The sequence below is a fragment of the Uliginosibacterium sp. 31-12 genome (genome assembly GCF_030548425.1).
In the GTDB taxonomy this organism is placed as follows: Bacteria; Pseudomonadota; Gammaproteobacteria; order Burkholderiales; family Rhodocyclaceae; genus Uliginosibacterium; species Uliginosibacterium aquaticum.
The window spans coordinates 1-11,203 of the sequence record NZ_JAUOOA010000019.1 but is presented as its reverse complement, the minus strand read 5'-3'; the positions used below and the strand labels follow the sequence as shown (position 1 = coordinate 11,203).

Sequence of the window (11,203 nt, the reverse complement as noted above, 5' to 3'; positions counted from 1 at the left end):
GCCGAAAGCTTTTTTAACGTAGCCACGGAGATCGAAAACCTAGATAACGCGGAGTATGTAATGGGGCCACCCGTTATAAGTTACTTCGGGGGAAAGTCACTTCACGAGCAATCACATGGCGAGTCATTCCTAGCGTTAATGATGAATCGCTTTGGCGGCCAAAGCTTCTTTGTGCTTGATGAACCAGAGGCAGCGTTATCGCCGCAGCGACAACTAGCAATCTTGTCCCGCCTTCATGACCTAGTCCTGGATAAGTCGCAGTTTGTTATTGCCACACACTCGCCAATTCTTATGGCATATCCAGACTCATGGATTTACGCCTGCACTGCGGATGGTGTTGTTAGAGTCGAATACAAGGACACAGAGCACTATCAAGTTACACACGATTTTCTGTCTAACCCCGAAAGAACTTTGCGTGTCCTCCTTGATCGCTAAGACGCCCAACACTACAGTCGAGAGGGACAGCCACAAGCTGCGCTTGTGGTGCCCTACGCTGCTTCGCAGCTCCGGCTGCCCCTCACTTCCACGTTAGCCACTTATATTAAAAGCATGCCATCCTTATTGAAAACTGTAGTTTTTTGTGCGATCGCCTACGGATCCTACAAAGCGATCGACATGTATGCCATCGTCACGAGCGTAGGAATCATGGAAAAACATTGCGTCGCAGAGCTTGATCGATTCAAAAAAGTTGACTACTCGTCCACGTCTATTAATAACGCGCTAAGTGCAACTACAGATTTATCCAACTGCCTGAGTAAAAATCAAAACATCGTGCAGAGAGCGTTTTATACACTTCCATCTCCGCCTCCTCTCCGCTAACGTGGGGCAGCTATAAATTCGCCATTTAAATAAAACTACTTCTTTTTATGCCGAGCGTGGCTAACCATTCCGTCGAGAGGGACCGCCCACAAGCTGCGCCTGTGGGTTCCCTTCGCGGCTTCGCCGCTACGGCGGCCCCTCACGTCAAACGTTATGCGTCATGGAATTATCCGCAGTGAATGAACTATTTACGCAGCTCGAAGATTCGAAATCAGCCAAACGGCGATCTGCTGCGAAAAAGCTTCGCAAGCTGAAAAATGGCATGGCGGGGCCCGCATTGCTCGATGCGCTCAAGAAAGAAGTTGAAGACACTCGCACGTGGGAAACGCAATACCAAATAGTCATGGCGCTAGGCGAGTGTGAATACAAAGATGCGTTGCCATACCTTGTGGCGTTATCTGGATGTTCGTTTGAAGCAACTATGGTCTACATGGCCCTTGGAGATGCGATCGTCAGGCTCTCTCGAGCACACCCAAATGACATTTCCTCCGTATTCGATTTGATCGGCACGGGAAACGAAATGCTAATTGATGGGGGGTTACGAGCAGTTGCTATGCTTCGCCTTGTCCCGGACGAAAGTGAAATCTCGAAGCTGCTTGAGTTTGTTGAGCACTATGATCTAAATCATCACCTCCGGTTCTGGGTTCTTGCTGCGGCACCGGGCTGGAATGGGCAGAAGTTGGAACAGTTCGTTGAGAAATGTGCCACATCAACGCGTCAGGACATTGCCCAGGCGGCATCGTTGGCGCATGAGAAAAAGTACAAAAAGTGGCAACCACTATGACGCATAACCCTGCAGTCGAGAGGGACAGCCAACAAGCTGCGCTTGTTGGTTCCCTCCGCGCTACGCGCTCCGGCTGCCCCTCACTTCCACGTTAGTCATCCAATTGGAGCACGTATGCTTTATCGAGCGATAGTTTCTGCGCTGCTGTTCTTGCCTGTTGCTAATCTTTGGGCGCAGACAACGCCAACCAAACAGGCTGAGAAGCAAGGCTTCACGTTCTGTAAACCCGCATTCGAGCGAGTCACCAATGCGGTGATTCGGGGTGAAGAACACATCGGCCGAACCATCGCGCACGGGAAAGAGCCAAATAAGCGGGCGGCCACTTCTCAAATTGCGGTGCTTGGCGACATCTCCCCTGTAGCGGCAATTGTGAGCATGTCGAGGTCCGCAGCGGATGACTGTGATGCTGAGTTCACCACTGTTTACGCAACCGAGCGCTCTTGCGAAGAAGAGCGCAGTACAAAACTCTCCGAATGGAAATCTCTGGGAGCCAACAAAGCCTTTACTTTTCTTGAAAACCCCGATGGCGACACCACGAGGATTCTTATGCAAAATGGCAAAGGCTGCGTGATTGTTACTAATCGTGTGGCTTATGGCGTTCGCAATGACTAACCATTCCGTCGAGAGGGACCGCCCACAAGCTGCGCTTGTGGGTTCCCTTCGCGGCTTCGCCGCTACGGCGGCCCCTCACGTCAAACGTTAGGCATTCAGGACCTCGCATATGCTGGAAGACTTCGCACTGCTGCAAGAAATTTACTCCATCGTTGATGGCGGAATACAAGAGCACTACGACCAGATGAGCTTTGAAATTTGTGTCGGTGACGGGTACATCGAAACTTTCTTGTCACTTTGGAAAGATGGTCATGAGCTTCCTCACTCCAACAACAATTCCAACGATGCGCTAATTTACGGTCTAGTACAGAAACTTCACCGACAGGCAAACCTAAGAAATGAGCCTTGGCTATCGCTCATAATCACTCGCCAACCAGGGGCGGCGGTTGGCGTTGAGTACGTGCGTTAATTCCCACCCTAACGCCACAACCAAATAGCTATGCCTAACATCGCACTCAAACTAGGTGAAGGTTCGAGATATTTTGTGTTCTTCAAGCGACATGCAGCCTAACCAGTCGGTCGAGGCACGGCTTCGCCGCTGGGACGCCGCGCCGGCGATGCCGGCACGGCGCCCCTCACCTTTACGTTAGCCGATATGAGTCTGAGCACTGCATTGAACCTAGTTCTTGAAGAGTACAAATCAGCCTCGCAATCTGCATTCGCTGGCAATGCAATGGCCGAATTGGTCCGAAAAGAGTTACCTGCTGCTGTTGAAGCAATAGTCGGAAAAAACGATAGGTATCTAGTTTCAGGGAGTGCTGGAAAAGGAAACTGGGCGCTCGTGCCTTGGGTGGCAATTTTTGATCGGCTTGTCACTGAGAGCGCACAAGATGGCTTCTACCTGGTCTACCTATTTCGCGAAGATTGCCAAGGTGTGTACCTATCCCTCAACCAGGGAGTCACATCTGTTCGAGATCAATATGGCACAGACTCAAAGCATGCGCTTAAAGTAAAAGCTGTTGATTACTTGGCACGCCTCGGAAAAATGGCAGATGGCTTGGAAAGTGGAAGAATTGATCTCGCTGTCACTTCACATACTAGCCTTGGATCGTTTTACGAGAGTGGTTCGATTTGCTCGATCTATTACGACAAAAATGCGATGCCGAGTGACGAAGTACTATCGTCAGACCTAGTCAGATTTTTAGATTTTTACCTTACCCTAGTCTCGCGTGAGTCTCGTTTGTTTGAGCAGGCCGACGCAGAGGAGGATGAATCTGGTTTGGGCGAGGAGGATTTGCGCGCTCTGCGCGAGCACAAGCGAATTGACCGAAATAAAAAACTATCTGCACAAGCCAAGAAAGTTCATGGCTACGTGTGTAAAGCTTGCGGCTTCGACTTCCAGAAGAAATATGGGGAGCTAGGTAGTGGCTTCATTGAAGCGCATCACCTTACCCCCCTCGCGTTACTCAAAGGGCTTAAAGTATCACTCGATCCGAAGACCGATTTCACAGTGCTTTGCTCCAATTGTCATCGCATGATCCACAAAACAGAGTTCGTGAATAAAGTAGAAGAATTCAGGGCAAAATATGTCGTCGAAGAAATCGGCTAACAATTCCGTCGAGAGGGACCGCCCACAAGCTGCGCTTGTGGGTTCCCTTCGCGGCTTTGCCGCTACGGCGGCCCCTCACGTCAAACGTTAGAACTCATCATGAGCATCTCCATGCTGCTGCGCGCAATTGTGTCGCTTCATTTTGTCCTAGTGGCCTACACGTCAGCTTGGGCACAAGAGTCAACGGCGCTATCTGTTCACCGACTTTGCAGCCAAGGCAGTGTGGGAGAGAAACTTCACCTTCGATATTGGTACCCAGAGGTAAGCAATGGCCTACCGGAGCCTGTGTGTTTAATTTCGGCTCCAGAGTTCTCAAGAGAAGCTTTCCGTTCTGTACAGATCGAAGCCAACCAAACCCCAAGCGGGGCAACAGTCGTGATTGAGTACGATCAGTCAGCGAAACCGCTGATCGAGAAAATGAGTAGAGAGAACGTGAGGAAACCAATTGCAATAGTTGTGGCCAACAAAATTCTGTCAATGCCTATGGTCACTCAGCCTTACTCAGACACCAAACTCTTCATTGCTACGCCGAGCCGTAGCGATGCTGAACGCATCGTTGCCGTGTTAAAAGGAAATTCCAAAAGGGCTGGCGGGCAATGAGTCCTAACCCTACAGTCAAGCGGACCGCCTGCAAGCTGCGCTTGCAGGTTCCCTCCGCGCTAGCGCGCTCCGGCGTCCGCTTACTTCCACGTTAGGCGTTACCCCGAGAGCCTCATGTACAGCGATGCCACCCACTGGAAATTAGTAACCATACTCGCTCGTGTTTTCGGGCTTATGGCTGTGTTTGCTGCCGTCGTTGGCGCCATCTCTGCTGTGAAATATTGGCTTCATCCTGAGCTTGCCGAGAAGATCTCTACCTTAGGTGGAAATGCTTCAATCGAAGCAGCGATGGTGTCTGTATTTTGTCTTTGTGTAGGTTTTCCGTTTCTATTCGTCAAACCTTTCCGGCCAGACATAAAAGACGGAAAAAACAACCACACACAATCCAGCACCGGAAAAGTAAGCTGGTGGACTGGTGAGCCCAAAACGTAATTGGTAAAAATTTCCGCGCAAACAACATACATGCTGCGTCCATGTCAAAAAGCGCCTAACCCTGCAGTCGAGAGGGACAGCCAACAAGCTGCGCTTGTTGGTGCCCTCCGCGCTTCGCGCTCCGGCTGCCCCTCACTTCCACGTTAGAGCTTATATGTACGAACGCTCCACTGGCGGCCCTGGAGATGACGAAAACATCTCTTTGAAGAAGCGGTTGCCACCCGGATTTGATCCTTATGCTGAGCCGGGAACATATTTCAAGCCAAACTCATTCTCGCTTAAGGAGAGGCTGGCCAATTCGGCACTGGCGTTATTTCTGATTTTCTATGGCGTTTGGGGGCTATACCTAGATGATCTTTGGATCCCTGGTAAAAGATCTACTGGCATCCACTTGCACGGTCAGCCCGCCTGGCTAATGTTTCTCGCATTTGTGTGCGGGGCTGCTGTGTTACTCGCCACGGTCATTGATCACTACGACAATCGAAACAATGAAGAGCGCTACATCACGTTCAAAAAAGCAGCGAAAATTTCTGGCTGGGTATTTTTTGTGGCAGCTATGCTTCTCCATCTAACAATAATATTCCGCTCATAATGAAAGAGCGCTCTAACCATTCCGTCGAGAGGGACCGCCCACAAGCCACGCTTGTGGGTTCCCTTCGCGGCTTTGCCGCTACGGCGGCCCCTCACGTCAAACGTTAGACGCCTATGAATCCTGCAGCTCATCTCGTCCTGCTGGAAAGCCCGTTAATAGAGGCTTCTTCCGATCCGTCGGTGTCTAGGCTGTCATTGATGACAGGCCTTACGGCGCCGAGCGACTATTGGGTAGGGCTCGCGCTAGACTGGATTGAACAAGGCCATTCAATTGATGAAGAAATTCTTGTGGCACTCAGCGCCATTCCAAAGAACAAGAATCTGTCGCAAGCAAATAGGCATAGAGCAATCGCACTGGCGCGCACGAGGAACTAGAAATGGTTAAAACCCATTGTGGCTCCACCAAGTCGTCTAACCCTGCAGTCGAGCGGGACAGCCACAAGCTGCGCTTGTGGTTCCCTCCGCTTCGCTCCGGCTGCCCCTCACTTCCACGTTGGGCGTCATAGATGAAAACCGTCCTCTTCGCTGTAGCAGTGATGTTGTTGCCGGGCCTGGCGACATCACAAACCCCATTGCAGCAATCTCACATCGAAGCCAACGTTCCGTCACAAAGCAACTTCGCGGCGTTTCTAGATCGTGATTTGCTGGCCTACTTCAAAGGTGCGGGCTTTCCATCTGCTCTTACAGTGGAGTCTCAGCTACTTCGCAAAGAGCCCACACAATCAGGGGTCGCTTATCCCAAGTACTACGCATGGGTGAAGATAAACAACGGCAGTCAGTTGTTATCCGAAGGAGCCGTGCGGGTTGCAGCCATCGAACAAAAGAGGTTCGAGGTCACAAAATTTCTTTCACGCAAACAAATCCAAAGCAATTTAGGTGAGGTCGCCGCAGTGTTTCCCTCCGCGCTGGTGCCCACCATAATTTCTTTGGCGGAGGCGAAGTGACGCCCAACAATTTCGTCGAGAGGGACCGCCCACAAGCTGCGCTTGTGGGTTCCCTTCGCGGCTTCGCCGCTACGGCGGCCCCTCACGTCAAACGTTAGGTGCTCACACAAAATGAAGCACATTGCCATTTGGAAATATTTCAGTAGCTTCGAGACCACTAGCGAAGAAATTGATTCATCAGCTTTTGATAACAAGCTAGAGCAGGTGGAGAGTGAGATTCGCGCCCTGCTTTCAAAGCACGGTCTTAAGCTACTTTCCCAAGAGGGAAGATTTATTCCGATGGAAAAAATGTCCACTTGCTACTGTGATTCATGTGGGCACTTAATGATCAACCGCGATGAAAACCCAGCCCGTTTCGACGGCAGTCCACTCTATGCGGATCTTGAGTTCGTTATTCTTGATGGTGGAAACCATGAAGGCAGGTCACTGTGCCAAGAGTGTCTTCCCATTTCCCACCGATGGGGTCTGTTTTCATGAGCCGCGCACCTAACAATTCCGTCGAGAGGGACCGCCCACAAGCTGCGCTTGTGGGTTCCCTTCGCGGCTTCGCCGCTGCGGCGGCCCCTCACGTCAAACGTTATGCATCTAATGCGTAAGCCCCTTGCGTTACTCCTCCTGTTGATCTCAAGCATGTCGCAAGCTTTTGCTTGTTCGTGTGTAACTCGCACGGATGTTCAGCAGTTCAAGGAAGCCAAAACTGTTGTTGTTGGCTTAGTGCGAGAAGCGCGTTATGTGGAAGATCCCAAGGTTTTTGGGGGTGGTTACGTTCGTGTAGCTGTCGAAGTGACAGAAACGCTCAAAGGCAAAAAGCAGAAGCGCATTGAGGTCATCGACCAAGTTCCTGAAGCAGGCATGTGCTCTTCTTTCTTACGCCCCGGGGTAGAGTTCGTCCTGTTTATTGATAATTCCGGAGAAGCCGGAATGTGCTCTGGCACACGTACCCTCGGAGCAACAACCTACGATCGCCCTCAGAAAATTCAAGAATTGTGGCAACTCAAAGCTAGGGCGGAGAAATGATGCATAACACTACAGTCGAGCGGGACAGCCACAAGCTGCGCTTGTGGTTCCCTCCGCTTCGCTCCGGCTGCCCCTCACTTCCACGTTAGACCGCAACACAATGACGAGCACAGTTACTGTCGCAGAAGTGATTGCTTGTATCCGTGAGAGCCAAGGAATTAAGGAAACCAAGTCAATAACCAGCGACACGCTATTGGAACGTGATCTCGGAATCACGGGCGACGATGGGAGCGAATTGCTTGAAGAACTACAAAAGCACTTTGGCATCTCGTTCGCTGGCGAGGACGGCACCTTGCGGGAAGCATTTGGACTTAAAAAAGATGAATACCTATTTCACAGCGAGGGGTTCAGCCTATTCCTGATGATGGCCAACCGCTTCGGCTTCTCGCTTGAAAAAGTCAAACCACTATCAGTTGGTCAGTTGCACAGAGTCATCTTGGAAAGAAGGGAAAACCAGTGACTAATGGACCCGCGCGGTCTAACCCTACAGTCGAGAGGGACAGCCAACAAGCTGCGCTTGTTGGTGCCCTCCGCGCTACGCGCTCCGGCTGCCCCTCACTTCCACGTTAGGCATCAGATGCAGTGCTTCATACGAAGGGTTCGAATTGTCGCGATTGCTTCGATGGTCGCTGCGGCTCTTTCCATTGCATGGGGCGCGGCGGTTGTTCGAATTGATGCTTTGTGGTTCGCGGTGCCTGCCATGATCCTTGAAAAATTGAAGGCAATTTTTCCGCCAGAGTCGCAGGAGAGTGTTGCAAGCTTGGAGTTTTTTACCGCGTGGATAACGGCATTCTTGCCATTGCTTATTGCCGTTTCCTCGCTTCTGTTCCGTCACTACCGCAGCGGGGGCGTAGATCGTGCTGCCTAACCAATCCGTCGAGAGGGACCGCCCACAAGCTGCGCTTGTGGGTTCCCTTCGCGGCTTCGCCGCTACGGCGGCCCCTCACGTCAAACGTTAGCCTTCGATTGTTGTTGTGAATTGAACGTCGTGCCCAAGCCCCGTTAATTTTCTCGGGCGGGTTTGAAAGTCGGGTTTCATCGTGGGCGCCGCGCCACTCTTTTCTTTGTCGGCGTTCATGCCGTTGAGATTTGTCGTGTCGCTTGATCATGCAGCGTTGTATCTTCGGTTTGCCCGGTAGGCTTGTAATTTGGCGTTCGGGTTCGTTGTAGTTTTTAGTTTTGTCCCGATGGCACGCATGTTTTTCGTGCCCTTGTTTATCGGTCGTCCAGCGCGGTGGCGCGCTGGGTTTGAAAGCGCGGGCTAACCCGGCAGTCGAGCGGGACGCCCAAAAGCTGCGCTTTTGGGTTCCCTCCGCTTCGCTCCGGCGCCCCTCACTTCTACGTTAGACGTCCCCCATGAATAAGCTTGACTACATGCGGATCATGCAAATCCCCCAAGAGTGGGAGCAATACGGCATGTATCCGGACGAGCTTTTTGCTCTTCAGGTCAAGCGCTTCGAGCCTGAGCACGTTTCGGGTTCAGAGCATGATCGAAATGGCATGTTTCATTGGTGGCTAAAGAATGAGCCATCCAAAGATCAACTCTTAAAATTGGTAGCTCTTAGCTACCTCGATCCTGATAAAGCAATGGCTGAAGACGTCAGGTCATACATTGCCCGTACAAAGAATTGCGATGGAGAAGTCAGAAATGCTCTTCATTCATCAGCCTCCGACGTCTAACCCTGCAGTCGAGCGGGACAGCCACAAGCTGCGCTTGTGGTTCCCTACGCTGCTGCGCAGCTCCGGCTGCCCCTCACTTCCACGTTAGCGCAAACCAATGACTCGCTTACTGGCATTGCTGGCCCTGATTTGTATGTCTACCTCCGCTTTTGCGGACTGGGGAGAAAACGGTGCGGCAATTCAGTGCAATCGTAAAACGAATACTTTTGTCATCGCTCCCGTTATTGAGCTTAGTTCGCCAGGCGAAGGTGCTATCGAAGTCGAGCCTGGTTTTCAGCGTTTAAGTGAAGGAACGCACAGGATTGCTTGCAATCTTCATGGCTTATACATTCAAGCTCAAATCAGAGTATTTGGCCCCTCTCCAAAAGGCATGTGCATGGGGGGTGGGTATGTTGACATCCGCTCTTTACAGGCAGGGAAGTCAAAAATTATTCCCGATGTGGAGCCATTCAATTGGGTTTGTACTGATCCAACATTGATTCGAATAACTATCAAAAATAGCGAAAAAGCACCACCAACAGCCGAGCTCTGCACAGCAGATAATTGGGGATGGGACGAAGGATTCTCAGGGGTTCGATGTGAGTCACGCTCATTGCGCTAACCATTCCGTCGAGAGGGACCGCCCACAAGCTGCGCTTGTGGGTTCCCTTCGCGGCTTTGCCGCTACGGCGGCCCCTCACGTCAAACGTTAGGCCTCATCAAATGCGCTCTCGCGAAATCACCGCATTGCTCGTAGCACCGCTAGCCTCTGGCATGTTGCAAGGCGCGCTCATGGGCAATATCGGCGCCTTCATATTCGCGATTGTGTTCGCCTATGTTTTCTCCGCAATTATTGGCTTGCCGGCGCTCGCGATATTGAGGCGTAACAACTGGTCGGCGCTGTCCAAACATCTACTGATGGGGTCTTGCTCAGGCGTAATTTGCGGTTTCGTTCTAGGCATCTTTACGGGCTACTCCGGCTTTAGCATTGGCTCGGTGCTCGGTGGTTTGCTTCTCTTCGCAGCACACGGGTTCGTCGTCGCGCTGTCGTATTGGTTTGTTGCATATTCGTTCGCAAACCCTCAACCCACCGGAGAGAAGGCATTGAAAACGGAATGAAAAATCGGCCTAACAACTCCGTCGAGAGGGACCGCCCACAAGCTGCGCTTGTGGGTTCCCTTCGCGGCTTTGCCGCTACGGCGGCCCCTCACGTCAAACGTTAGACATGCAACCCTCCGCACCAACATATCGCTGGGTTTGTCACAAATGCGAGGCTACAAACGACGCTGGTAAATCCCTTTGCGCCGCGTGCGGATTCCCTGCCGTTGCATCTGCTCAGCAAATCAGTCCCTCCGCACAAGACCAAGAAAGTAATGAAAAATTTGAGGGGCAGCTTCGGCTTTTCCTCTTGTTCTTTCCAGAAATTATTCCGGCTGCCGCGTTTGTGTTGTTTAGCCCTTATGTTGCTGGTTCTTACTTCTTTGCGGGCTATCCTTCCCAAGGGGTGCTTACGCTTTTGCTTGCCGCAGGCGGCACAACAGGTTTCGTACTCGCGGCGAAGAAAAAGCAACGATACATTGCTTGGGTGTGTGTAGCCGCAATCGTCTTCGGCATGTTTCTAATTTCCGACTCATGCCCAAAATCCATCTTTTAGTGGAAGCGACAGACATGCTCCAATCACCAGCGATGTCTAACAATTCCGTCGAGAGGGACGTCCGCAAGCTGCGCTTGCGGTTCCCTTCGCCTTCGGCTCCGGCCGCCCCTCACGTCAAACGTTAGGTGCAACCTTGTATCCAACCTCCGCTGCTGGTCGTGTTCTAGCTTTTATTTGGCTTGCTGCTTGTTTGTTGGTTTTGGGGTTTGGTTACTTCCAGCAGCACATCCACGACATGCCCGTTGCGTTTGTTTGGTTTATGGTTTTTTTGGCATTCCCATGTGGCCTCGTTGTGTCAGCTATTTTTGGGTTTATCTCGGCTGAAATTACTTCTCGTTTTGGTGTCGCATATCACCCCTTCGTTGATCTAATCCCACTGTGGATTGCATCAGTGATCGCAGGCTATGCGCAGTGGTTTATTCTTCTGCCAAAGCTTTTCAAATGGGTACGTCATGTACGCACCAGCACCTAACCATTCCGTCGAGAGGGACCGCCCACAAGCTGCGCTTGTGGGTTCCCTTCGCGGCTTCGCCGCTACGGCG

Annotated in this window: 18 protein-coding genes; all 18 read left to right on the top strand. The window is 51.6% G+C overall.

Annotation, left to right across the window (positions count from 1 at the left end; translation table 11 throughout):
• A partial coding sequence (locus Q3Y64_RS19455; RefSeq protein WP_303564613.1) for an AAA family ATPase occupies positions 1-435 on the top strand: 435 nt, incomplete at its 5' end.
• Between the two features lie 544 nt (positions 436-979).
• Positions 980-1,603, top strand: a complete 624-nt coding sequence (locus Q3Y64_RS19450; protein WP_303564611.1) for a HEAT repeat domain-containing protein — start codon at positions 980-982, stop codon at positions 1,601-1,603.
• 114 nt (positions 1,604-1,717) lie between these two features.
• A complete protein-coding gene (locus Q3Y64_RS19445; protein ID WP_303564609.1) occupies positions 1,718-2,215 on the top strand; it encodes a hypothetical protein in 498 nt (165 codons plus the stop codon).
• 109 nt (positions 2,216-2,324) lie between these two features.
• A complete protein-coding gene (locus tag Q3Y64_RS19440) occupies positions 2,325-2,624 on the top strand; it encodes a hypothetical protein (RefSeq protein WP_303564606.1) in 300 nt (99 codons plus the stop codon).
• Between the two features lie 186 nt (positions 2,625-2,810).
• A complete protein-coding gene (locus Q3Y64_RS19435; RefSeq protein WP_303564604.1) occupies positions 2,811-3,764 on the top strand; it encodes a DUF3578 domain-containing protein in 954 nt (317 codons plus the stop codon).
• 99 nt (positions 3,765-3,863) lie between these two features.
• A complete protein-coding gene (locus Q3Y64_RS19430) occupies positions 3,864-4,364 on the top strand; it encodes a hypothetical protein (RefSeq protein WP_303564601.1) in 501 nt (166 codons plus the stop codon).
• A gap of 114 nt (positions 4,365-4,478) precedes the next feature.
• Positions 4,479-4,796 carry a hypothetical protein gene (locus Q3Y64_RS19425; RefSeq protein ID WP_303564599.1) on the top strand — a complete coding sequence of 106 codons (318 nt, stop codon included), beginning with the start codon at positions 4,479-4,481 and terminating at the stop codon, positions 4,794-4,796.
• 154 nt (positions 4,797-4,950) lie between these two features.
• Complete coding sequence (locus tag Q3Y64_RS19420; protein ID WP_303564597.1) at positions 4,951-5,388, top strand: hypothetical protein; 438 nt, start codon at positions 4,951-4,953, stop codon at positions 5,386-5,388.
• A 505-nt stretch (positions 5,389-5,893) separates the two neighbouring features.
• Positions 5,894-6,331: a hypothetical protein gene (locus tag Q3Y64_RS19415; RefSeq protein WP_303564595.1), complete on the top strand. Its 438-nt coding sequence runs from the start codon at positions 5,894-5,896 to the stop codon at positions 6,329-6,331.
• 111 nt (positions 6,332-6,442) lie between these two features.
• A complete protein-coding gene (locus tag Q3Y64_RS19410) occupies positions 6,443-6,808 on the top strand; it encodes a hypothetical protein (RefSeq protein WP_303564593.1) in 366 nt (121 codons plus the stop codon).
• 153 nt (positions 6,809-6,961) lie between these two features.
• Positions 6,962-7,348: a hypothetical protein gene (locus Q3Y64_RS19405; protein WP_303564590.1), complete on the top strand. Its 387-nt coding sequence runs from the start codon at positions 6,962-6,964 to the stop codon at positions 7,346-7,348.
• A gap of 100 nt (positions 7,349-7,448) precedes the next feature.
• Positions 7,449-7,808 carry a DUF1493 family protein gene (locus Q3Y64_RS19400; protein WP_303564588.1) on the top strand — a complete coding sequence of 120 codons (360 nt, stop codon included), beginning with the start codon at positions 7,449-7,451 and terminating at the stop codon, positions 7,806-7,808.
• A 162-nt stretch (positions 7,809-7,970) separates the two neighbouring features.
• Positions 7,971-8,216, top strand: a complete 246-nt coding sequence (locus tag Q3Y64_RS19395; protein WP_303564586.1) for a hypothetical protein — start codon at positions 7,971-7,973, stop codon at positions 8,214-8,216.
• A 488-nt stretch (positions 8,217-8,704) separates the two neighbouring features.
• Positions 8,705-9,028, top strand: coding sequence for a hypothetical protein (locus Q3Y64_RS19390; protein ID WP_303564584.1), 324 nt, complete (start codon positions 8,705-8,707; stop codon positions 9,026-9,028).
• A gap of 97 nt (positions 9,029-9,125) precedes the next feature.
• Complete coding sequence (locus tag Q3Y64_RS19385; RefSeq protein ID WP_303564582.1) at positions 9,126-9,629, top strand: hypothetical protein; 504 nt, start codon at positions 9,126-9,128, stop codon at positions 9,627-9,629.
• A gap of 101 nt (positions 9,630-9,730) precedes the next feature.
• On the top strand, positions 9,731-10,126 hold the full coding sequence (locus Q3Y64_RS19380) for a hypothetical protein (RefSeq protein ID WP_303564579.1): 396 nt from the start codon (positions 9,731-9,733) through the stop codon (positions 10,124-10,126).
• Between the two features lie 106 nt (positions 10,127-10,232).
• Positions 10,233-10,661, top strand: a complete 429-nt coding sequence (locus Q3Y64_RS19375) for a hypothetical protein (protein ID WP_303564576.1) — start codon at positions 10,233-10,235, stop codon at positions 10,659-10,661.
• A gap of 133 nt (positions 10,662-10,794) precedes the next feature.
• Positions 10,795-11,133 carry a hypothetical protein gene (locus Q3Y64_RS19370; RefSeq protein ID WP_303564574.1) on the top strand — a complete coding sequence of 113 codons (339 nt, stop codon included), beginning with the start codon at positions 10,795-10,797 and terminating at the stop codon, positions 11,131-11,133.
• Positions 11,134-11,203 lie beyond the last annotated feature (70 nt).

Bases quoted from the DNA above. Each gene is read 5' to 3' on its own strand.
- Q3Y64_RS19450 (WP_303564611.1), top strand. From the start codon at position 980: ATGGAATTATCCGCAGTGAATGAACTATTTACGCAGCTCGAAGATTCG.
- Q3Y64_RS19445 (WP_303564609.1), top strand. From the start codon at position 1,718: ATGCTTTATCGAGCGATAGTTTCTGCGCTGCTGTTCTTGCCTGTTGCT.
- Q3Y64_RS19440 (WP_303564606.1), top strand. From the start codon at position 2,325: ATGCTGGAAGACTTCGCACTGCTGCAAGAAATTTACTCCATCGTTGAT.
- Q3Y64_RS19435 (WP_303564604.1), top strand. From the start codon at position 2,811: ATGAGTCTGAGCACTGCATTGAACCTAGTTCTTGAAGAGTACAAATCA.
- Q3Y64_RS19430 (WP_303564601.1), top strand. From the start codon at position 3,864: ATGAGCATCTCCATGCTGCTGCGCGCAATTGTGTCGCTTCATTTTGTC.
- Q3Y64_RS19425 (WP_303564599.1), top strand. From the start codon at position 4,479: ATGTACAGCGATGCCACCCACTGGAAATTAGTAACCATACTCGCTCGT.
- Q3Y64_RS19420 (WP_303564597.1), top strand. From the start codon at position 4,951: ATGTACGAACGCTCCACTGGCGGCCCTGGAGATGACGAAAACATCTCT.
- Q3Y64_RS19415 (WP_303564595.1), top strand. From the start codon at position 5,894: ATGAAAACCGTCCTCTTCGCTGTAGCAGTGATGTTGTTGCCGGGCCTG.
- Q3Y64_RS19410 (WP_303564593.1), top strand. From the start codon at position 6,443: ATGAAGCACATTGCCATTTGGAAATATTTCAGTAGCTTCGAGACCACT.
- Q3Y64_RS19405 (WP_303564590.1), top strand. From the start codon at position 6,962: ATGTCGCAAGCTTTTGCTTGTTCGTGTGTAACTCGCACGGATGTTCAG.
- Q3Y64_RS19400 (WP_303564588.1), top strand. From the start codon at position 7,449: ATGACGAGCACAGTTACTGTCGCAGAAGTGATTGCTTGTATCCGTGAG.
- Q3Y64_RS19395 (WP_303564586.1), top strand. From the start codon at position 7,971: ATGGTCGCTGCGGCTCTTTCCATTGCATGGGGCGCGGCGGTTGTTCGA.
- Q3Y64_RS19390 (WP_303564584.1), top strand. From the start codon at position 8,705: ATGAATAAGCTTGACTACATGCGGATCATGCAAATCCCCCAAGAGTGG.
- Q3Y64_RS19385 (WP_303564582.1), top strand. From the start codon at position 9,126: ATGACTCGCTTACTGGCATTGCTGGCCCTGATTTGTATGTCTACCTCC.
- Q3Y64_RS19380 (WP_303564579.1), top strand. From the start codon at position 9,731: ATGCGCTCTCGCGAAATCACCGCATTGCTCGTAGCACCGCTAGCCTCT.
- Q3Y64_RS19375 (WP_303564576.1), top strand. From the start codon at position 10,233: ATGCAACCCTCCGCACCAACATATCGCTGGGTTTGTCACAAATGCGAG.